The sequence below is a fragment of the Rhizobacter sp. genome (assembly GCF_031412495.1).
Taxonomy (GTDB): domain Bacteria; phylum Pseudomonadota; class Gammaproteobacteria; order Burkholderiales; family Burkholderiaceae_C; genus Schlegelella_A.
This window is the reverse complement of record NZ_JANODC010000129.1, coordinates 1-19136: the sequence shown is the minus strand read 5'-3', so window position 1 is coordinate 19136 and position 19136 is coordinate 1. Positions and strand designations below refer to the sequence as shown.

Genomic DNA, 19136 nt, shown 5'->3' with positions numbered 1-19136 from the left:
GTCGTGCCGCGCTCGCGGTTGATGCGCACGACGATCTCGAAGATCTCGCGCGTCAGGCGCGGCGAGAGCCCCAGGCTCGGCTCGTCGAGCAGGATCATCTGCGGCGCCGCCATCAGCGCCCGCGAGATGCTGAGCATCTGCTGCTGGCCGCCCGAGAGGAGGCCGGCCTCCTGCGTCGCGCGCTCGCGCAGGATCGGGAAGTAGCCGTAGACGAGCTCGATGTCGCGGCCGACCGCGTCGCGGTCCTTGCGCGTGTAGGCGCCCATCAGCAGGTTGTCGCGGACGGAGAGCAGCGGGAACACCTCGCGCCCCTCGGGCACGTGGCTGAGCCCCTTTTGCACGACGACGGCCGGGTCGCTCGCCGTGATGTCCTCGCCGGCGAACTCGATGCTGCCCTTGCGCGGGTCGATGATCCCGGAGATCGTCTTCAGGATGGTCGACTTGCCGGCGCCGTTGGAGCCGAGCACCGCGCCGATCCGGCCGCGCCCGACCTCGAGGCTGACGCCGCGGATGGCACGGATCGGCCCGTAGGCGCTCTCGACGTTCGAGAGGCGCAGGATCGCCGCGCCTTCGCTCATGCCCTTGCCCCGGCGTCCGGGCGGGCCGCCTCGCGACGCAGCAAGGAGACGTCCTCGGCCGAGCCCAGATAGGCCTCGATCACCGCCGGGTTCGCCTGCACCTCGGCCGGCGTGCCGATCGCGAGCGTCTCGCCCTGGTTCATCGCCAGGACACGGTCGGAGACGCGCGACACCAGCGTCATGTCGTGCTCGACCATCAGCACGGTGATGCCGAGCTCGTGACGGATGTCGTCGATCCAGAACGCCATGTCGTCGGTCTCCTCGACGTTGAGCCCGGACGATGGCTCGTCGAGGAGGATGAGCTTCGGCTCGGTGCAGAGTGCCCGGGCCAGCTCCACCACCTTGCGCACCCCGTACGGCAGGCCGTGGACCAGCGACTCGCGGTGGTGCTGCAGGTCGAGCAGATCGATCACCCGCTCCACTGCCTCGCGCGCCTGCAGCTCGGCGGCGCGCGCCTTCGGGGTGAACAGCATCTCGCTCCACACGCCGGTGCGGCGGTGCGTGTGCCGGCCGATGAGCAGGTTCTGCAGGACGCTGGCGTTCTCGAACAGCTCGATGTTCTGGAACGTCCGGGCGATGCCGAGCGCGGCGATCTGGTGCGGCGCGCGCCCGAGCAGCGACCGGCCCTCGAACTCGATGCTTCCCGCCGTGGGCGTGTAGATGCGGCTGATGAGGTTGAAGACCGTCGTCTTGCCGGCGCCGTTCGGGCCGATGAGCGTGAAGACCTCGCCGCGGCGGACGTCGAAGCCGACGTCGTTGACGGCGAGCACGCCGCCGAAGCGGACGCTGAGACCGCGCGCTGACAGCAGGGGCATGGCTGCCTCGGTCACTTCAGACGATCCGACTTGAGGAAGCTCTTCTGCCGCTTGAACATGCCCTTGCGGTAGAACGGGAAGATCTGGAAGTAGGTTCGCACCTTCAGCCAGCGACCGTACAGGCCGAGCGGCTCGAACAGCACGATGGCGATCAGCACGATGCCGTACACCGTTCCCTGCAGGCCCGGAGCCTGGCCGATCGCCGCCGGCAGGTAGTCCTTGGCCAGCGCGATCGCCTGCGGCATCGTGATGAGGAAGATGGCGCCGAGGAAGGCGCCGTGCACCGAGCCGATGCCGCCGACCACGATCATCAGGACGAGGTCGATCGAGTGCAGGATCTCGAACTGGTCGGGCGAGATGAACTTCAGCTTGTGCGCGTAGAGCGCGCCGGCGATGCCGGCGAGCGCCGCCGAGATCGCGAACGACAGCGTCTTGTAGCGCGCCAGGTGGATGCCCATGCTCTGCGCCGATATCTCCGAGTCGCGGATGGCGACGAAGGCGCGGCCGGTCGGCGAGCGCAGCAGGTTGAGGATGACCAGCGTGGCGCCGACGGTGACCGCGAGGCAGATGAAGTAGAACGACACGTCGGTGTCGACGGCCCAGTCGAAGATGCGTGGTGCCTTCAGGTGCGTGCCGGCATTGCCGCCGGTGACGCTCTCCCAGCGCGCGAACACTTCGACGACGATGAAGCCGAAGGCGAGCGTCGCGATCGCGAGGTAGATGCCCTTGACGCGCAGCGCGGGCAGGCCGACGACGACACCGACGGCGGCCGAGACGAGCGCCGCGAGCGCGAAGCTCACGGGAAACGGCCAGCCGGCGTTGCTGAGCACCGCCTCGGTGTACGCGCCGACGCCGAGGAAGGCGGCGTGGCCGAGCGAGAACAGGCCCGTGTAGCCCGAGAGCAGCATGAGGCCGAGCCCGACCACCGCGTAGATCAGGATGAAGGTGAGCTGGGCCAGCCAGTATTCCGGCAGGGCCCAGGGCGCGGCGAGCAGGGCGAGGACGAGCAGTCCGTACCAGAACGCCTGGCCGGCGTGCCGGACGAGACGCACGTCCTGCAGGTAGCTGGTCTTGAAGAGGAATCTCATCAGACCTTCTTGCGCAGCTTCTCGCCGAACAGGCCGTTCGGCTTGACGACGAGCATGAGCAGGACCAGCGCGTAGGGCGCGACGTCCTTGAAGCCTTCGGGAAGGTAGAAGCCCGACAGCGCCTCGGCGACGCCGATGATGATGCCGCCGACGATGGCGCCGGGCAGGCTCCCGAAGCCGCCGACGACCGCCGCGGGAATCGCCTTCAGGCCGATGAAGCCCATGTTGGCGTGGACGAAGGTGCTCGGCGCGAGCAGGATGCCGGCGACCGCCGCGGCCGCCGCGGCCAGGCCCCAGACCAGCCCGTTCAGCCGCCGCACGGGAATGCCCATGTAGTAGGCGGCGAGCTGATTCTGCGACGCCGCCTGCATGGCGATGCCGACCCGGCTGAAGCGGAACATCGCGTACAGCACCGCGCAGAGCACGGCGGTGACGACCATCGCGACGACGTGTTCCGAGTTGATCGAGACGCCGCCGACGTTCCAGACGACGTCCTTGTACGGCACGGGCATGGTGTGCGTCTCGGTGCCGATGGCCGGGATCATCGTCACGAGGCCACGCGCGACGTAGCCGATGCCGATCGTCAGCATGACGATCGTGAACGCCGGCTGGCCCAGGATCGGCCGGATCACCGCGCGCTCGAGGCCGACACCGAACAGGCCCATGCCGAGGACGGTCGCCGGCACGGCGAGCCAGAAGGGCACGCCGAACATCGTCATCAGGGCGAAGCCCATGAAGGCGCCGAGCATCATCAGCTCGCCATGGGCGAAGCTCACCGTTTCCGTGCTCTTGTAGATGAGGACCAGACCGAGGGCGATGAGGCCGTAGTTGCAGCCTTGCGCCACGCCCTTGATGACGATCTCCAGTTCCTGCACGTTGTCCTTCGGAGAGCGCCCGGCCTGGGGGAGGCGGTTCTTTTGCCGGCAGAGCACCGGCTTGCTATTCTTCTGCGCCAAGCAAGCAGTTGCGTTGTAGCGAAGATGGCTCCCGCTCGTGAGCGTAAAAACCCGGCCAGCGTGCCCGGATGACCACGACCGTCCGCATTGACAGGACCGACGCCGTCTGGACCGTCACGATCGCGCGCGCCGAAGTCCGCAACGCGGTCGACGGGCCGACCGCACGCGCCCTCACCGCGGCCTTCCGCGCCTTCGACGACGACGCCGGCGCGAAGGTGGCGGTGCTGTGCGGGGAAGGCGCGCACTTCTGCGCCGGCGCCGACCTGCGCACCGTCGCCGACGGCGGCCTGGGCGATGCCGGCAGTGCACGCGCGCTCGTACTCTCGAACGACATGGCCGACGACGGCCCGATGGGGCCGAGCCGGCTCGAGCTCGGCAAGCCGGTGATCGCGGCCATCGAGGGCTACGCAGTCGCCGGCGGCCTGGAGCTGGCCCTCTGGTGCGACCTGCGCGTGGCATCGTCGACGGCGATCTTCGGTGTGTTCTGCCGCCGCTTCGGCGTGCCGCTCGTCGACGGCGGCACGGTGCGCCTGCCGCGCCTCATCGGCGAGAGCCGGGCCATGGACCTGATCCTGACCGGACGCGCCGTCGGTGCCGACGAAGCGCTCGCGCTCGGCCTGGCCAACCGCGTCGTCGGTGCCGGCGAGGCCCTCGCCGTGCGCTCGAGCTCGCCGGCGAGATCGCCGCCTTTCCGCAGCACTGCATGCGCAACGACCGGGCCAGCACGCGGCGCCAGCACGGCCTGCCGATGGCCGACGCCCTGGCCCAGGAGTTCGCGTTCGGGCGGGCGACGCTCGCCGCCGGCGAAGCGGTCGAAGGCGCGCGCGCCTTCGTTTCCGGCACCGGCAGGCACGGCCGCTTCACCCAGGACTGAGCGCGCGTCGCCGGCGGGACGTGTCCGGAAACGGCCAGTCGGCGCCCGGCCGCTGACCATAATCGCGGCATGACGATCGACGGCGATGCTGCCTACCGGATCCTTCTCGCACACGACGCCCGCTTCGACGGCCGGCTCTTCGTCGGCGTGACGTCGACCGGCGTCTACTGCCGCCCGATCTGCCGCGTGCGCATGCCGGCGCAGCGCAACTGCCGCTTCTTCGCGACGCCGGCGCAAGCCGAGGCGGCACGTTTCCGGCCCTGCCTCAAGTGCCGGCCGGAGATGGCGCCCGGCCCCGGCCTGCCGTGGACCGTAATGGACGCGTCGCGCACCCTGGCGCGCCAGGCGGCGACGCTGCTCGAGGAGGCCTCGGCCGAGGGCGATGCGCCCGGTGTCGCCATCGTCGCGGCGCGCCTCGGCGTGAGCGACCGGCACCTGCGTCGCATCTTCTTCGCCGAGCACGGCGTGACGCCGCTGCAGTACCTGCAGACGCGGCGCCTCCTGCTTGCCAAGCAGCTCCTCACCGACACCGACCTGCCGGTCGCGCAGATCGCCCTGACGAGCGGCTACCGGAGCCTGCGCCGCTTCAACGCCGCGTTCGCGAGCGGTTACCGGATGAACCCGATGCGGCTGCGCCGCAGCGCCGTCGCGGCGCCGCTGGCGGCGCGCGGGCGCGGCAACGCAAGCAGCGTGGCCGCTCGCAAGCCGGTGGATGCGCCGGCCATCACCGTCCTGCTCGGCTATCGGCCGCCGTTCGATCAGGCTGCGCTCCTCGCCTTCGTCGCGCAGCGAGCCATTCCCGGCATCGAAGCGGTCGAGGGCACCGTCATCCGCCGCAGCGTGCGCGCCGGTGCGATCGGCCCCGACGCGGGCTGGCTCGAGGCGAGCTTCGTCGCCGATGCGGCGCGCGTGCGCGTCGCCTTCACGCCGGGCTTCGGACCCTGGAGCGGGGCCGTCATCGCGGCCGTGCGGCGCTGGCTCGACCTCGACGCGGCACCGGACACGATCGACGGCGGCCTCGCCGGCCTGCCCGGAGCGCCGGGGCTGCGCCTGCCGGGAAGCGTCGATCCCTTCGAGCTGGCGGCGCGCGCCGTCCTCGGCCAGCAGGTCACCGTTGCCGGCGCGCGCACCTTGGCACGTCGTCTCGTCGAGCGCTTCGGCAGCCCGGTGGCAACGCCGTGGAAGGCCATCGCGCGCGCTTTCCCGAGCCCGGCGACGCTGGCCGAAGCGCCGCTCGAGCGCATCGCCGAGCTCGGCATCATCCGCGGCCGGGCCGGCGCCATCCAGGCCATCGCCGTTGCGTGGCCCGAGCTCGCGCGCCTGTTCGCACCGGGCTCGTCGCCCGAGCGGCTCGTCGAGCGGCTGCGCGAGCTGCCCGGCATCGGCCCGTGGACCGCGCACTACATCGCCATGCGCGGCCTCGGCTGGCCCGACGCCTTTCCGCCGGGCGACGTCGCCGCGATGAAGGCGATGCGTCGGCGCTTCGGCACGGCCACGGCTCGCGCCTGCGATGCGCACGCCGAAGCCTGGCGGCCGTGGCGTGCCTACGCCCTGCTGCGCCTGTGGAACTCGCCCGTGTCCGTCGAACCAGGATCCACGCCATGACCTTCGCCACCGAATCCATCGTCCGTTCGTGCACCGCGCAGAGCCGGATCGACTCGCCGCTCGGGCCGCTGCTGCTCGCGCGCACCGAGCTCGGCCTGGCCGGCGCCTGGTTCCAGAACCAGAAGCACCACCCGCTGACGATCGGCGCGCCGGAGCGGCCAGACGATCCGCTGCTGGCGTCGGCGGCGCGCCAGCTCGCGGCCTACTTCGCCGGCGAGGGCGTCGCGTTCGAAATCGCTCTCGACCTGCAGGGGACGCCGTTCCAGCGGGCCGTCTGGGCCGAGCTGCTGCGCATCGCGCCCGGCACCACCTGCAGCTACGGCGACATCGCACGCCGGCTCGGCCCGGCCTCGTCGGGGCGCGCCGTCGGCTCTGCCGTGGGCCGCAACCCGGTGTCGATCATCGTGCCCTGCCACCGCGTCGTCGGCAGCACCGGTGCCCTGACCGGCTATGCCGCCGGGCTCGATCGGAAGACCGCGCTGCTGCGGCTCGAGGCCGAGCGGCGCGTGCGCAGCGGCGCGGGCGCGGCGCAGATGGAGCTTCATTGAGGCCACGCGACATCGCCGAGCTCGTCGCCCTGGCCGCGCTCTGGGGTGGCTCGTTTCTCTTCATGCGCATCGCCGTGCCCGCGTTCGGACCGTTCTCGCTGGCGCTGACGCGCGTGGCCGGCGCGAGCCTGCTGCTCCTGCCGCTGCTCGCCGCGCGCGGCGAGGTCGGCGCGCTGCGCCGGCACTGGCGGCCGATCGCGATCGTCGGACTCACCAACTCGGCCCTCCCCTTCGCCTGCTTCGCCTACGCGGCGCTGTCGATCAACGCCGGCGTCTCGGCGATCTTCAACTCGGCGACGCCGCTGTTCGCCGCCGTCGTGGCCTGGCTCTGGCTCGCCGACCGGATGACGGCGCTCCGCATCGCCGGCCTGGTGGTGGGCTTCGCCGGCGTGGTCTGGATCGCCTGGGACCGCGCCGGCGCGGCGATCGCCGCGTCAGGAGACGTGTCGCCCTGGGCCGTCGTCGCCTGCATCGTCGGCGCGCTCTGCTACGGCCTGGCCCCGAGCATCACCAAGCGGCACCTGACCGGCGTGCCGCCGCTCGCCGTCGCCACTGGCAGCCAGATCTCGGCGACGCTGCTGCTGGCTGCACCTGCCGCCCTCGCCTGGCCGCAGGCTGCGCCTTCGCCCGGCGCCTGGGCGGCCGCGGCAGCGCTCGCCTTGTTCTGCACCGGCCTCGCCTACATCCTCTACTTCCGCCTGATCGCCCACGCCGGGCCGGCCAACGCGGTGGCCGTGACCTACCTGGTGCCGATCTTTGCCGTGCTCTGGGGCGGCCTCTTCCTCGGCGAGCGCCTGAGCGTGTCGCTCGTGCTCGGCTGCGCGGTCATCTTCGTCGGCACCGCACTCGCGACCGGCGTCGTGGGGCCGCGTCGCCCCGGCATCGGCCGCGCCAGCGGCGCGGAGGAGTCGGCCCGGTCCTGAGCCGGCTCAGGCCGCCGAGGCGGCAGCCGCGGCAGGTGCGACCGGGCTGTCGACGGTGACGCCCTGCCTGAGCAGCATCCAGCGCCACTTCGACACGGCGCGGAACGGCCGTGTCACGGTGTCGGCCCCGGCCATCGGGTGGCCCTGCGCCATCTGCAGGGTGATGGACCGCTTCGCGTCGGGGCAGACCTTGCAGGTCCAGTTGCGACCGTCCTGGATCGTGCAGTCCTCGAACTTGCCCGAGGGCTCCGTCGTCCCGACGGTCCAGAAGATGACCTCGCGGTGCGGCTTCAGGGCCCGGTAGCGGTAGCGCTGTCCGGCCGCGACCTTGCCCTCGCAGCGATTGCCCTGCCAAGCGCCACCGACGCACTCGACGGTGTAGATCGTGCGCTCGCCCTGCAGGGTGACGAAGTCGGACGCCCATGCGGCGAAGCCGAGTGCAGCAAGGGCGGCGAGGGCCAGGGCCCATAGACGAAACATCCAGAGAACTCCAGCGCCTGGTCCGGCGCGCCGCGGATTGTGCCGCGGTCAGGCCTTCGGCGGCTGCACCGGCTCGTGCCCGGGACCGTCTGGAGGAATCGGTGGGGGCGGCAGGCCGTCGTCCGGCTCGACCGGCAGCGCGTCGGGTTCCGGGTCGTCGTCGTCCTGGGGCATGCCGGGCAGGATGGCCATGCACGAACTGTCGAGGAAAAGACTCGCCGACTCGGGGACGCGGACATTCGGCATGCAGACTGCAAACATGAGGGAAGTACATTGTTGACAATTTGCAGGTTTCGTCGAAGATGGTCGGATGCGTGACCGCCCGGCCGACATCGCCATCCTGCAGACCCACTCGCTGGCGATGCTGGTGCAGCGCGAGCTCGAGCGCATGGTCCTGGCCGGCGAGCTCTCGGTCGGCAAGAAGCTCGACGAAGCCGAGATCTCCACCCGCCTCGGCGTCTCGCGCGGCCCGGTCCGCGAGTCGTTCCGCGCCCTGCAGGAGACCGGCCTCGTCCGTCTCGAGAAGAACCGCGGCGTGTTCGTGCGCGAGATCTCGGTCGCCGAGGCCGACGACATCTACGAGATCCGCGCCACCCTCGAGCAGATGGCCGGGCGCAAGCTCGCGCTGTCGATCACGCGCGAGCAGCTCGCCGCCCTGCGCGCGCTCGTGGCACGGATGCACGAAGCCGCCGACCGCGGCGACCTGGAGGGCTACCACGAGGCGAACCTGAGCTTCCACGACGCGCTCGTCGAGTACGCCGGCAACCCGAAGCTGCTGCAGATCTACCGGCGCCTGGTCAACGAGCTGAGCCTCTTCCGCCGCCACACGCTGGCGCAGCCGCACCGCCTGCCGAGCTCGATGCTCGAGCACGAGGAGATCCTGCGCCTGATCGAAGCCGGCCGGTCCGACGCCGCCGGGCAGAAGCTGCACGAGCACGCCACCGCCAGCCGCGGGCGCGTCCACGCCCTTGCTGCGAGCATCGACCGACCCTCCCTCACCGGACGCGCCCCGGGCGTCCGGCGCCGCAGCCAGTAGAACGCGAGCGGCCGCGCCTGCGGGCGTCACGTCGCCACAGTGTCACCGTTGCGAGGCATGCTGGCAGCTCGCTGCCGATTGCCCTCGCCGTCCACGACCAGATCAGGAGACCCCCATGCAGACATCACCCGTTCGTCCCGCCCTGCCGCGCTACTTCGCGAGCACCTGGAGCCGCGCCGCAGCGGGCGTCGCGGTCGCCGCCGCCTGCCTCCTGCCCGGCACTGCGCTGGCGCAGGCGTGCGAGAACCCGAAGGTGCTCCGCTTCTCGATCATCCCGACCCAGGAGTCGGTGCGCGAGCTGACGCTGTACAAGCCGGTGCTCGACATCCTGGCCAAGAACACCGGCAAGAAGATCGAGTTCTACATGCCGACGTCGTACTCGTCGGTCGTCGAGGCGCTGCTCGGGAAATGGGTCGACGTCGCCGTGCTCGGGCCGGAGTCGTACCTGATCGCCAAGACGCAGGGCGCCCAGGTCGATGTCTTCGCTACCTACTACAAGAAGCAGGACGGCGTGCAGGAGGCCGGCCCGGGCTTCAAGTCGATCCTGATCACGAAGAAGGGCTCCAAGTTCACCACCGTCGAGTCGGTGAAGGGCTCGGTGATGCTGCTCGTCGACCCGGCCAGCACCTCGGGCTCGCTGATCCCGGAGTCGATCTTCGGCGGCAAGGTGATCAAGATGCCGCTCAAGCAGTACTTCAGCAAGGTCGCGTTCTCGGGCGGCCACGATCTCTCGACCGGCGCGGTGTTCGACGGCAAGGCCGACGCCGCCTTCGTGGCGACGCACCGCTACATGAACGCGATCACCGCCAGCAAGGGGCGGATGAAGACCGACGACTTCAACATCCTGTGGACCTCGCCGCTGATCCCGCAGGACCCGTTCGTCTACCGCAGCACGCTCTGCCCGGAGCTGAAGAAGCAGATCCAGGACACCTTCGTCACCCTCGACCAGCAGCCCGACGGCAAGAAGTACCTGGAGAACGTCTTCGCCGAGAAGTTCGTGGTGATGAAGGACTCCGACTACGACGTGATCCGTGAAGCCGGCGGCGGCAAGTAAGCGGCCCGGACGCGATGCCGGCCGTACTGGAAGTGAAGGACCTGCGCGCCGGCTATGCCGGCCGCGAGGTCCTCAAGGGCCTGAGCTTCACGCTCGGCGCCGATGATTTCTTCGCCGTCATCGGCCCGAGCGGATCCGGCAAGTCGACGCTGATCCGCTGCGTCAACCGGCTGGTCGAGCCGAGCGGCGGCCAGGTGCTCTTCAACGGGGTCGACCTGGTGAAGCTGCCCTACGCCGAACTGCGCGCCGCGCGCCGCAACATCGGCATGATCTTCCAGGAGTTCAACCTGATCGAGCGGCTCTCGGTCATGGACAACGTCCTGACCGGCCGCCTCGGCTACACCGGCACGCTGCGCAGCATCCTGCGCATGTACACGAAGGCCGACATCGAGCAGGCGCTGCGCCTGCTCGACCGCGTCGGGCTGAGCGAGCACATCGACAAGCGAGCCGACCGCCTGTCCGGCGGGCAGCGGCAGCGGGTCGGCATCGCCCGGGCACTGATCCAGAACCCCAAGCTTCTCCTCGTCGACGAGCCGACCTCGAGCCTCGATCCGAAGATCTCGCGCGAGGTGATGGGCCTGATCCGCGAGATCGCGCGCGAGTTCCACATCCCCGTGCTCTGCAACATCCACGACGTCGACCTCGCCTGCGAGTTCTGCACCCGGGTCATCGGCTTGCAGGACGGGATGAAGAAGTTCGAAGGCAGCCCGGCGCAGCTCGACAAGCAGGCGCTGCAGGAGATCTACGCGATGGAGGTGCTGTGAGCGCGGCGACGCTCGACGCGCGGGTCGCCGGCATCGCCGCCGGCCGCCGGCGCACGCGCACCGTGCGCTACACGTCGTATTTCGTGATCCTGGCCGTCGTGGTGTGGAGCATCGAGGCCATCGTCGTCCGCGACACCGACTGGAGCCGGATCGTCGGCGGCACGCTCCTGACCACGCTCGGGCGTTTCCTCGAGCTCGACCTGAGCATCGTGCCGCAGCTGTTCGAGCCCGCCCTCGAGACGGTGCTCATGGCCACCCTCGCCACCCTCGCCGGCCTGGTGCTGTCGATCCCCGTGGCCTGGCTCGGCGCCGCCAACATCACGCCCTTCGGCAAGATCTCCTACGCCATCGGCCGCTTCGGCATGACGATGTCGCGCTCGGTGCACGAGATCGTCTGGGGCCTCATCTTCGTGTCGGCCGTGGGGCTGGGCGCGCTGGCCGGCATCCTGGCGATGGCCGTGCGCTCGGTGGGCTTCATCTCCAAGACCATCGCCGAGGCCATCGAGGACGTCGACCCGAAGCCGCTCGAGGCGATCCGCGCCGCCGGCGGCACGAAGTTCCAGATCCTGTGGTTCGCGATCCTGCCGCAGATCATCCCGGTCTTCGTCGGCAACATCATCTTCGAGTGGGACATCAACATCCGCCGCTCGACCATCCTCGGCCTGGTCGGCGCCGGCGGGCTGGGCCTGATGCTGTTCCGGCAGATGGCGATGTCGAACTACGGCGGCATCGCCGTCGTGATCCTCGCCGTCCTGGCCCTGATCATCCTCGGCGAGGTGATCTCGCACTATGCACGCAAAGCCATCATCTGAGCTGGGCGCGGCGGTGCTCGGGCCGGCGTCGGCGCGCGCTCCTGGCGGGCCGGCGGCCGGAGACCGGCTGCCGCCGACCTGGAGCCGGATGCGCTATCCGCAGAGCCTCTACAAGTACATCGCCCTGCTCGGCTCGCTCGCCTTCATCGCCTTCTCGCTCGAGTACCTGAACATCGAGGTCGATCGGCTGCCGGGGATGCTCGGGCGCATGAGCGAGATGCTGGCGCGGCGCTACTTCCCGCCGAACCTCGGCCACATCCTCAACGCCGACTACTGGCACTCGGTCGTCGAGACGCTGCAGATGTCGTACCTCGCGACCGTGCTCGGCCTCGCGGCGGCGGTCCCGCTGGCCTGGTTCGCGGCCTACAACCTGACCCCGAGCCGGCGCTTCCTCTACCCGGTCGCGCGCCTGTTCATCATGGCCTGCCGCTCGGTGCACGAGATGATCTGGACCATCCTCCTGGTCACGCTGCTCGGCTTCGGCATGCTGCCCGGCGCGCTGGCGCTGACCCTGTTCTGCATCGGCTTCGCCGGCAAGCTGTTCTCGGAGGCGATCGAGGCCGTCGAGCCGGGCCAGGTCGAGGCCATCCGCGCGACCGGCGGCAACGTCCTGCAGGTCTTCGTGTTCGCCGTCCTGCCGCAGGTGCGCGTCGCCTGGACCGGCATCTCCATCTACACCTGGGATGTAGTCTTCCGCGCCGCCACGGTGGTCGGCTTCTTCGGCGCCGGCGGGATGGGCTGGTACCTGCGCGAAAGCGTGCAGCGCGTCGCCTCGCGCGACGTCGCCGCCATCCTGCTCTCGATCATCCTCGTCGTCATCGTCTCCGAGCTCTTCTCCGCCTGGCTGCGCACGCGCATCGCCAGGGCCGTGGCCTGAACCCGATCCACACCGAAAGCCTTCCATGAACACCCAAGCTGCCGCGCCGGAGCGCTCCGTCTCCGCGAACGGGCGCACCTACCGCTGGATGGACCGTCCGCTGGTCATCGTCTGCGTCGACGGCTGCGAGGCCGACTACATCAACCAGGCGATCCAGGCCGGCGTCGCGCCCTACCTCGCCGAGATGTGCGCCAAGGGCACGTCGCTGCTCGGCGACTGCGTCGTGCCGAGCTTCACCAACCCGAACAACCTGTCGATCGTGACCGGCGTGCCGCCCGCCGTGCACGGCATCTGCGGCAACTACTTCTACGACCGCGACGCGGACGAGGAAGTGATGATGAACGACGCCAAGTACCTGCGTGCCGAGACGATCCTCGCCGGCTTCTCCAACGCCGGGGCCAAGGTGGTCGTGATCACCGCCAAGGACAAGCTGCGCACCCTGCTCGGCAAGGGCATGAAGGCGACGTGCTTCTCGGCCGAGAAGGCCGACCAGCTGACGCAGGAGGGCAACGGCATCACCGGCGTGCTCGAGCTCGTCGGCAAGCCCCTGCCGAAGGTGTACAGCGCCGACCTCTCGGAGTTCGTGTTCGCGGCCGGGGTCAAGATCATGGCCCGCGACCGGCCCGACGTGATGTACCTGTCGACCACCGACTACGTCCAGCACAAGCACGCGCCCGGCACGCCGGCCGCCAACGACTTCTACCGGATGATGAGCGGCTACCTGGCCCAGCTCGACGCGATGGGCGTGACCATCGCGCTGACGGCCGACCACGGCATGAACGCCAAGACCGATGCCGCCGGCCGGCCGCAGATCCTGTTCCTGCAGGACTGGTTCGACGCCGAGATCGGCGCCGGCAAGGCGCGCGTCATCCTTCCCGTGACCGACCCCTACGTGGCCCACCACGGCTCGCTCGGATCATTCGCGACAGCCTACCTGCCGGCCGGCGCCGACCACGCTGGCCTTTTCGCGAAGCTGCGCCGCCTGGCCGGGGTCGAGCTGGTGCTCTCGCGCGCCGAGGCGGCCGAGCGCTTCGAGCTGCCGCCGGATCGCATCGGCGACGTCGTGATCGTCTCCGAGCGGCTCTACGTCATCGGCACGAGCCCGGCGCGGCACGACCTGTCCGGCCTGGACGCGCCGCTGCGCTCGCATGGCGGCGTCTCCGAGCAGGTGGTGCCGCTGCTCTTCAACCGGGTGCTGCAGGGCCTCGCGCCCGGCCGGCGCCAGCGCAACTTCGACATCTTCGACCTGTCGCTGAACCACGCCGTCGCCTGAGGCCACGCCACGAGGAGAGCCGGCTTGAAGAACTGGGAATACCACAACCCCGTCGCCATCCATTTCGGCGCCGGCGTCCTCGAGACGCTGCCGAAGGTCCTGCGCGGCCGCCGCGCCAGCATCGTCACCTTCCCGGAGGCCGAGTCCTTCGGCCTGCTGCCGCGCCTGCGCCGGCTGCTGGGCCCGGCGCTGGTCGGCGTCATCGAGGACACGCAGCCGAACCCCGACGTCGACGGCCTCGACGGCCTGTACCGCGCCTTCTGGCGCCAGCACCTGACGAGCGAGGTGATCGTCGCCGTCGGCGGCGGCAGCGCCCTCGACACCGCCAAGGCGCTGATGGTCGGCACCGAGAGCGGCGAGTTCGATGCCCTGGTCGCGCTGCTGGCGACGGGCAAGCCGTTCACGCCGCACCGCGTCAAGACGCTGATCGCGCTGCCGACGACCTCGGGCACGGGCAGCGAGGTGACGGGCTGGGCGACGGTGTGGCACCGGGCGGCGGGCAAGAAGTATTCGCTGCACCTGCCCGAGACCTGGCCGGAAGCGGCGATCGTCGACCCGGAGCTGACGCTTTCGCTGCCGCCCGGGCCGACGCTCTCGGCCGGGCTCGACGCGCTATCGCACGCGCTGGAATCGATCTGGAACGTCAACGCCAACCCGGTGTCCGACAATCACGCCGTCAACGCGGCGCGCATGGTCCTGGCGACCCTGCCCGAGCTGCTGAAGACGCCGCAGGACATCGAGCTGCGCCGGCGCATGGCGCTGGCCGCGCTCACCGCCGGCCTGGCCTTCTCGAACACACGCACCGCCCTCGCCCACTCGATCTCCTACGACATGACGATCCACCACGGCCTGCCGCACGGCATCGCCTGCTCGTTCACGCTCGGGATGGTGCTGCAGCGCGCGCTCGGCGCGGACCCCGGCCGCGACGCCGTCCTGGCCCGCGTCTTCGACGTGCCGCTGGCGCAGGCGCCGGCCTTCCTTGAGGGCTTCCTCGAGGACCTCGGCGTCAGCACCCGCTTCGAGAGCTACGGCGTGTCGGCCGCCGCGTCGGAGCGGATGATTGCGACCGCGCTCGACGGCGTGCGCGGCAAGAACTTCATCGGCGTGCCTGCCTAGGCACCCGGCCCACCAAGGAAACCCATCATGAATGCGAGAGAGTTGCGCCGTGAAGCCATGCGGATCGGCGGCCGGAGCGTGCACCGCGACCGTGTCATCGAGGTCTTCAACCCCTACACCGAGCAGCTGATCGGCACCGTGCCGAAGGCGACGCTCGACGACGTGCGGCAGGCCTTCGGCATCGCCCGGGCCTACAAGTCGAAGCTCTCGCGCTTCGACCGCGCCGCCGTCCTGAACAAGGCCGCGGCCCTGATCCGCAGCCGGACCGAGGAGTTTGCCGACCTCATCACCGCCGAGAGCGGCCTGTGCAAGAAGGACTCGCTCTACGAGATCGGCCGGGTCAGCGACGTGCTGCTGTTCGGCGCCAACGAGTGCCTGAAGGACGACGGGCAGATCTTCTCCTGCGACCTGACGCCGCACGGCAAGAAGCGGCGCGTGTACACGCAGCGCGACCCGCTGCTCGGCGCCATCAGCGCCATCACGCCGTTCAACCACCCGATGAACCAGGTCGCGCACAAGGTCGTGCCCTCGATCGTCACCAACAACCGGATGGTGCTGAAGCCGTCGGAGAAGGTTCCGTTCTCGGCCATCGTCCTCGCCGACGTGCTTTACGAGGCCGGCCTGCCGCCCGAGATGTTCCAGGTGCTCACCGGCGATCCGGCCGAGATCGCCGACGAGATGCTGACGAATGCGGACATCGACCTGATCACCTTCACCGGCGGCGTGACGATCGGCAAGTACATCGCGTCGAAGGCCGGCTACCGCCGCATGGTGCTCGAGCTCGGGGGCAACGACCCGATCATCGTCATGGAGGACGCCGACCTCGAGGAGGCGGCGACGCTCGCCGCGGCCGGCTCGTACAAGAACTCGGGACAGCGCTGCACGGCGGTGAAGCGGATGCTGGTGCAGGAGTCAGTGGCCAATCGTTTCGTCGAGCTGCTCGTCGCCAAGACGCGCGCCTGGAGCTACGGCGACCCGATGGACCCGAAGGTCGAGATGGGCACGGTGATCGACGAGACTGCCGCCCGCTACTGCGAGGACAAGGTGAACGAGGCGGTGACGCTGGGCGCGAAGGTCCTGGCCGGCCACCAGCGCAAGGGCGCGCTGTACGCGCCGACGGTGGTCGACCGCGTCACGCAGGACATGCCGCTGGTGCTGCACGAGACCTTCGGGCCGGTGTCGCCGGTGATCCGCTTCAAGAGCATCGACGACGCGATCCGGATCTCGAACTCCACCGCCTACGGCCTGTCGTCGGCGGTGTGCACGAACCGCTTCGACTACATCACGCGCTTCGTCGCCGAGCTCGAGGTCGGCTCGGTCAACGTGCGCGAGGTGCCGGGCTACCGTCTCGAGCTGACGCCTTTCGGCGGCATCAAGGACTCCGGCCTCGGCTACAAGGAAGGCGTGCAGGAGGCCATCAAGAGCTTCACCAACATCAAGACCTACTCGCTGCCCTGGGTCTGAGGCAGGAGGCGTCCATGACGCTGCGCACCTTCGCCTTCGTCCACGCGATCCGGGAAGAGCAGCTGCGGGCGTTCCGCGACGCGCTGCCGGACGTCGAGTTCCTGGTGCCCGAGGGCAAGGGCCTGCCCGAAGGCCTGTACCCGAGCACGGCCGTCGCGAAGGGTGTCAAGCTCGCGAGCATCGCCTCTGGTCAGGAGCAAGGATGAACGACGCAGCCACCGGTTCAATCTTCGAGACCCTCGACCCCGCCACGCTCCGGCCGGGCCGGTCCTTCCCCGGCCACACGGCGGTACAGGCCACAGGCCAGATCTTGCGCTCGGCGCAGGCCCAGCGCGCCTGGCGCCGGACCCCTTTCGACGAACGCAGCCGGCTCATGCGTGGCGCCGCCTCCGTCCTCCGGGCGCGGCGAGACGAGTTCGCCGCGCTCATGACCGCGGAGATGGGCAAGACCGTGACCGACGGGCGCGCCGAGATCGACAAGTGTGCGAACGCCTGCGAGCACTTCGCTGCGCATGCGCACCGTTACCTCGCACGCCAGGACGTCGAGCTGGGGGGCGCGAAGGCCTTCGTCACCTTCAATCCGCTCGGCGTGGTGCTGGCCGTGATGCCCTGGAACTTTCCGTTCTGGCAAGTGTTTCGCTTCGCGGCTCCGGCCCTGATGGCGGGCAACGGCGGCGTGCTCAAGCACGCCAGCAACGTGCCGGGCTGCGCACTGGCGATCGAATCGGTGTTCAGGGACGCCGGCTTTCCGGACGACCTGTTCGCCGCCGTGCTGATCAAGGGCGCCGAGGTCGGGTCGCTGATCGAAAACGCCGACGTTGCTGCGGTCACGCTGACGGGAAGCGTGGCCGCCGGTCGCAGCGTCGCCGCGATCGCGGGCGGCCAGCTGAAGAAGTGCGTGCTCGAGCTCGGTGGCGCCGACGCCTACCTCGTGCTCGAGGACGCCGACATCGCAGCGGCGGCGAAGGTGTGTGCAGCGGCCCGGATGGTCAACGCCGGCCAGAGCTGCATCGCCGGCAAGCGCTTCATCGTCGTGCGGCCGGTGCGCGAGGCATTCGAGGCGGCATTCGTCGAAGCAATGCGCGCCTACACGATCGGCGACCCGCGCGACCCGGCCACCCGGCTCGGGCCGCTGCAGAGCGTGGCGGCGCGCGACCAGGTCCACGAGCAGGTCCAGGAGAGCATTGCCAAGGGCGCGAAGCTGCTGCTCGGGGGAGTGATCCCGGACCGGCCCGGCGCCTGGTACCCGGCCACCGTGCTCGGCAACGTGAAGCCGGGCCAGCCGGCGCACGACGACGAGGTCTTCGGGCCGGTGGCCGCCGTCATCGAAGCCGACGACGAGCAGGATGCCATCGCCATCGCCAACGCCAGCGAGTTCGGGCTGGGCTCGGGCGTGCTCACCCGCGACCTCGCGCGCGGCGAGCGCATCGCCGCCGACGAGCTTGATGCGGGCATGAGCTTCGTCAACGACAACGTCCGCTCCGACCCGCGCATGCCGTTCGGCGGTGTCAAGCACTCGGGCTACGGCCGCGAGTGCGCGGACTTCGGCATCCGCGAGTTCGTCAACGTCAAGTCGGTCCAGGTCAAGAGCTAGTGCGATGACCCAAGCGATGACCAAGGGATCGGACCTGCTCGTCACCGCTCTCGAGAACGAGGGCGTCGAGCGCATCTTCGGCATACCGGGCGAGGAGAACCTCGACGTCGTCGAGTCGCTGCGCCACTCGCGCATCGAGCTGGTGATCACGCGCCACGAGCAGGCGGCGGGCTTCATGGCCGCAACCTACGGCCGGCTGACCGGCAAGCCGGGCGTCTGCATCACCACGCTCGGCCCCGGCGCCCTGAACCTCACCACGGCGGCCGCCTTCGCCCACGTCGGCGCGATGCCGATGGTGATGATCACCGGCCAGAAGGGCATCCTGACCTCGCGCCAGGCCCGGTTCCAGATCGTCGACATCGTCGCCGCCATGAAGCCGCTGACCAAGCTGGCGCACCAGATCGTCTCCACGGCAACGATCCCGACGCTCGTGCGCGAGGCCTTTCGCGTGGCCCGGGAGGAACGGCCGGGGCCCGTTCTGCTGGAGCTGCCGGAAGACATCGCCGGCGAGGCCTGCGAAGGCGCGCGCATGGTGCCGCCGCATCCGCTCGAGCTGCCGCTCGCCAGTGCCGAGATGCTCGACCGCGCCGCGGCGATGCTCGTCGCCGCCCGCCGGCCGCTGATCATGCTCGGTGCGGCCGCCTCCAGGCCCCGGGCCACCGCCGACCTGGCGCAGTTCGTCCTGCGCACGCGCATCCCCTACTTCACGACGCAGATGGGCAAGGGCACGGTGCCCGGCGGCACCGAGCTCTACATGGGCACGGCCGCGTTGTCCGAGCGCGACTACGTGCACGACGCCATCGAGCAGGCCGACCTGATCGTCGCCATCGGCCACGACACGAGCGAGAAGCCGCCCTTCATCATGGACGACGACGACCCGCTGGTGATCCACGTGGCCTACCAGTCCGCGACCGTCGAGCAGGTCTACTTCCCCCACGCTGAAGTGGTCGGGGACATAGGGCGCTCGCTGTCCCTGCTCGCCGACCGGCTCGAAGGCCGCCTGCCCCATGCCGGCGCGCTGCTGCCGCTCCGCGAGCGCATCCTGGCCCACCTGGCCGACCGCGCGACCGAAGACCGCTGGACGCCGCAGCGCATCGTGCACGACGTGCGCCAGGTGATGCCGGCCGACGGCATCGTCGCCCTCGACAACGGCATGTACAAGATCTGGTTCGCACGCAACTACCGCACGCGCGAGGCCAACACGCTCCTGCTCGACAACGCGCTGGCGACGATGGGCGCCGGCCTGCCCCAGGCGATCATGGCGGCGCTGCTCTACCCG

At 70.0% G+C, this 19136-nt stretch carries 20 protein-coding genes and 1 pseudogene; 15 read left to right on the top strand and 6 right to left on the bottom strand.

Translation table 11 applies throughout. The annotated features are described in order from the left end of the window. The 4 genes from AC30N0_RS04870 to AC30N0_RS04855 form a co-directional block, all read right to left on the bottom strand. Positions 1-578: ABC transporter ATP-binding protein (locus AC30N0_RS04870; RefSeq protein WP_489516803.1), on the bottom strand; the 578-nt coding region annotated here is incomplete at its 3' end. Then, positions 575-1393 (bottom strand): ABC transporter ATP-binding protein, encoded by an 819-nt coding sequence (locus AC30N0_RS04865; protein WP_489516802.1) that lies wholly within the window; start codon positions 1391-1393, stop codon positions 575-577. The genes AC30N0_RS04865 and AC30N0_RS04870, both read right to left, overlap by 4 nt. A gap of 11 nt (positions 1394-1404) precedes the next feature. Further along, complete coding sequence (locus AC30N0_RS04860) at positions 1405-2481, bottom strand: branched-chain amino acid ABC transporter permease (RefSeq protein WP_489516801.1); 1077 nt, start codon at positions 2479-2481, stop codon at positions 1405-1407. Next, positions 2481-3356 carry a branched-chain amino acid ABC transporter permease gene (locus AC30N0_RS04855; protein ID WP_489516804.1) on the bottom strand — a complete coding sequence of 292 codons (876 nt, stop codon included), beginning with the start codon at positions 3354-3356 and terminating at the stop codon, positions 2481-2483. The genes AC30N0_RS04860 and AC30N0_RS04855 overlap by 1 nt, the downstream gene beginning before the upstream one ends. A 149-nt stretch (positions 3357-3505) precedes the next feature. Here AC30N0_RS04855 and AC30N0_RS04850 point away from each other — a divergent pair. From AC30N0_RS04850 to AC30N0_RS04835, 4 genes and pseudogenes are all read left to right on the top strand, one after another. Next, positions 3506-4311: pseudogene (locus tag AC30N0_RS04850) on the top strand (crotonase/enoyl-CoA hydratase family protein). A gap of 69 nt (positions 4312-4380) precedes the next feature. Continuing rightward, on the top strand, positions 4381-5916 hold the full coding sequence (locus tag AC30N0_RS04845) for an Ada metal-binding domain-containing protein (RefSeq protein ID WP_489516800.1): 1536 nt from the start codon (positions 4381-4383) through the stop codon (positions 5914-5916). Then, positions 5913-6464, top strand: a complete 552-nt coding sequence (locus AC30N0_RS04840) for a methylated-DNA--[protein]-cysteine S-methyltransferase (RefSeq protein WP_489516799.1) — start codon at positions 5913-5915, stop codon at positions 6462-6464. The genes AC30N0_RS04845 and AC30N0_RS04840 overlap by 4 nt, the downstream gene beginning before the upstream one ends. After that, positions 6461-7387, top strand: coding sequence for a DMT family transporter (locus AC30N0_RS04835; RefSeq protein WP_489516798.1), 927 nt, complete (start codon positions 6461-6463; stop codon positions 7385-7387). Before AC30N0_RS04840 ends, AC30N0_RS04835 begins: the two co-directional genes overlap by 4 nt. Before the next feature lie 6 nt (positions 7388-7393). On the opposite strand, the gene AC30N0_RS04830 is transcribed toward AC30N0_RS04835, so the two are convergent. Further along, a complete protein-coding gene (locus AC30N0_RS04830; protein ID WP_489516797.1) occupies positions 7394-7867 on the bottom strand; it encodes a hypothetical protein in 474 nt (157 codons plus the stop codon). Positions 7868-7915: 48 nt separating this feature from the next. After that, the gene (locus tag AC30N0_RS04825) at positions 7916-8059 is read right to left on the bottom strand and encodes a hypothetical protein (protein ID WP_489516796.1); all 144 of its coding nucleotides are present in this window, start codon (positions 8057-8059) and stop codon (positions 7916-7918) included. 118 nt (positions 8060-8177) lie between these two features. Here AC30N0_RS04825 and AC30N0_RS04820 point away from each other — a divergent pair, with 118 nt between their 5' ends. The 11 genes from AC30N0_RS04820 to AC30N0_RS04770 form a co-directional block, all read left to right on the top strand. Beyond that, complete coding sequence (locus AC30N0_RS04820) at positions 8178-8903, top strand: phosphonate utilization associated transcriptional regulator (RefSeq protein ID WP_489516795.1); 726 nt, start codon at positions 8178-8180, stop codon at positions 8901-8903. A 115-nt stretch (positions 8904-9018) separates the two neighbouring features. Beyond that, a complete protein-coding gene (locus tag AC30N0_RS04815) occupies positions 9019-9957 on the top strand; it encodes a phosphate/phosphite/phosphonate ABC transporter substrate-binding protein (RefSeq protein WP_489516794.1) in 939 nt (312 codons plus the stop codon). Positions 9958-9971: 14 nt separating this feature from the next. Then, a complete protein-coding gene (gene phnC / locus AC30N0_RS04810) occupies positions 9972-10721 on the top strand; it encodes a phosphonate ABC transporter ATP-binding protein (RefSeq protein WP_489516793.1) in 750 nt (249 codons plus the stop codon). Next, a complete protein-coding gene (phnE, locus tag AC30N0_RS04805; protein WP_489516792.1) occupies positions 10718-11533 on the top strand; it encodes a phosphonate ABC transporter, permease protein PhnE in 816 nt (271 codons plus the stop codon). The genes phnC and phnE (AC30N0_RS04805) overlap by 4 nt, the downstream gene beginning before the upstream one ends. A 13-nt stretch (positions 11534-11546) precedes the next feature. Continuing rightward, positions 11547-12410 carry a phosphonate ABC transporter, permease protein PhnE gene (phnE, locus tag AC30N0_RS04800; protein WP_489516791.1) on the top strand — a complete coding sequence of 288 codons (864 nt, stop codon included), beginning with the start codon at positions 11547-11549 and terminating at the stop codon, positions 12408-12410. Between the two features lie 25 nt (positions 12411-12435). Continuing rightward, the gene (gene phnA / locus AC30N0_RS04795) at positions 12436-13683 is read left to right on the top strand and encodes a phosphonoacetate hydrolase (protein WP_489516790.1); all 1248 of its coding nucleotides are present in this window, start codon (positions 12436-12438) and stop codon (positions 13681-13683) included. Positions 13684-13707: 24 nt separating this feature from the next. Then, positions 13708-14799: an iron-containing alcohol dehydrogenase PsrA gene (gene psrA / locus AC30N0_RS04790; RefSeq protein ID WP_489516789.1), complete on the top strand. Its 1092-nt coding sequence runs from the start codon at positions 13708-13710 to the stop codon at positions 14797-14799. A gap of 27 nt (positions 14800-14826) precedes the next feature. Further along, positions 14827-16263 carry a phosphonoacetaldehyde dehydrogenase gene (gene phnY, locus AC30N0_RS04785; RefSeq protein WP_489516788.1) on the top strand — a complete coding sequence of 479 codons (1437 nt, stop codon included), beginning with the start codon at positions 14827-14829 and terminating at the stop codon, positions 16261-16263. A 14-nt stretch (positions 16264-16277) separates the two neighbouring features. Then, entirely contained in the window at positions 16278-16469 is a 192-nt protein-coding gene (locus AC30N0_RS04780; RefSeq protein ID WP_489516787.1) for a hypothetical protein, read from the top strand. Further along, positions 16466-17857 carry an NAD-dependent succinate-semialdehyde dehydrogenase gene (locus AC30N0_RS04775; RefSeq protein WP_489516786.1) on the top strand — a complete coding sequence of 464 codons (1392 nt, stop codon included), beginning with the start codon at positions 16466-16468 and terminating at the stop codon, positions 17855-17857. Before AC30N0_RS04780 ends, AC30N0_RS04775 begins: the two co-directional genes overlap by 4 nt. 4 nt (positions 17858-17861) lie before the next feature. Next, positions 17862-19136, top strand: a 1275-nt coding sequence (locus tag AC30N0_RS04770; protein WP_489516785.1) for an acetolactate synthase large subunit, incomplete at its 3' end; no start/stop codon positions are given.

What these genes read in the sequence shown, in the direction of transcription:
- AC30N0_RS04865 (WP_489516802.1), bottom strand. Translation starts at nt 1,393, where the DNA reads ATGCCCCTGCTGTCAGCGCGCGGTCTCAGCGTCCGCTTCGGCGGCGTG.
- AC30N0_RS04860 (WP_489516801.1), bottom strand. Translation starts at nt 2,481, where the DNA reads ATGAGATTCCTCTTCAAGACCAGCTACCTGCAGGACGTGCGTCTCGTC.
- AC30N0_RS04845 (WP_489516800.1), top strand. Translation starts at nt 4,381, where the DNA reads ATGACGATCGACGGCGATGCTGCCTACCGGATCCTTCTCGCACACGAC.
- AC30N0_RS04840 (WP_489516799.1), top strand. Translation starts at nt 5,913, where the DNA reads ATGACCTTCGCCACCGAATCCATCGTCCGTTCGTGCACCGCGCAGAGC.
- AC30N0_RS04830 (WP_489516797.1), bottom strand. Translation starts at nt 7,867, where the DNA reads ATGTTTCGTCTATGGGCCCTGGCCCTCGCCGCCCTTGCTGCACTCGGC.
- AC30N0_RS04825 (WP_489516796.1), bottom strand. Translation starts at nt 8,059, where the DNA reads ATGGCCATCCTGCCCGGCATGCCCCAGGACGACGACGACCCGGAACCC.
- AC30N0_RS04820 (WP_489516795.1), top strand. Translation starts at nt 8,178, where the DNA reads ATGCGTGACCGCCCGGCCGACATCGCCATCCTGCAGACCCACTCGCTG.
- AC30N0_RS04815 (WP_489516794.1), top strand. Translation starts at nt 9,019, where the DNA reads ATGCAGACATCACCCGTTCGTCCCGCCCTGCCGCGCTACTTCGCGAGC.
- phnC (WP_489516793.1), top strand. Translation starts at nt 9,972, where the DNA reads ATGCCGGCCGTACTGGAAGTGAAGGACCTGCGCGCCGGCTATGCCGGC.
- phnA (WP_489516790.1), top strand. Translation starts at nt 12,436, where the DNA reads ATGAACACCCAAGCTGCCGCGCCGGAGCGCTCCGTCTCCGCGAACGGG.
- phnY (WP_489516788.1), top strand. Translation starts at nt 14,827, where the DNA reads ATGAATGCGAGAGAGTTGCGCCGTGAAGCCATGCGGATCGGCGGCCGG.
- AC30N0_RS04780 (WP_489516787.1), top strand. Translation starts at nt 16,278, where the DNA reads ATGACGCTGCGCACCTTCGCCTTCGTCCACGCGATCCGGGAAGAGCAG.
- AC30N0_RS04775 (WP_489516786.1), top strand. Translation starts at nt 16,466, where the DNA reads ATGAACGACGCAGCCACCGGTTCAATCTTCGAGACCCTCGACCCCGCC.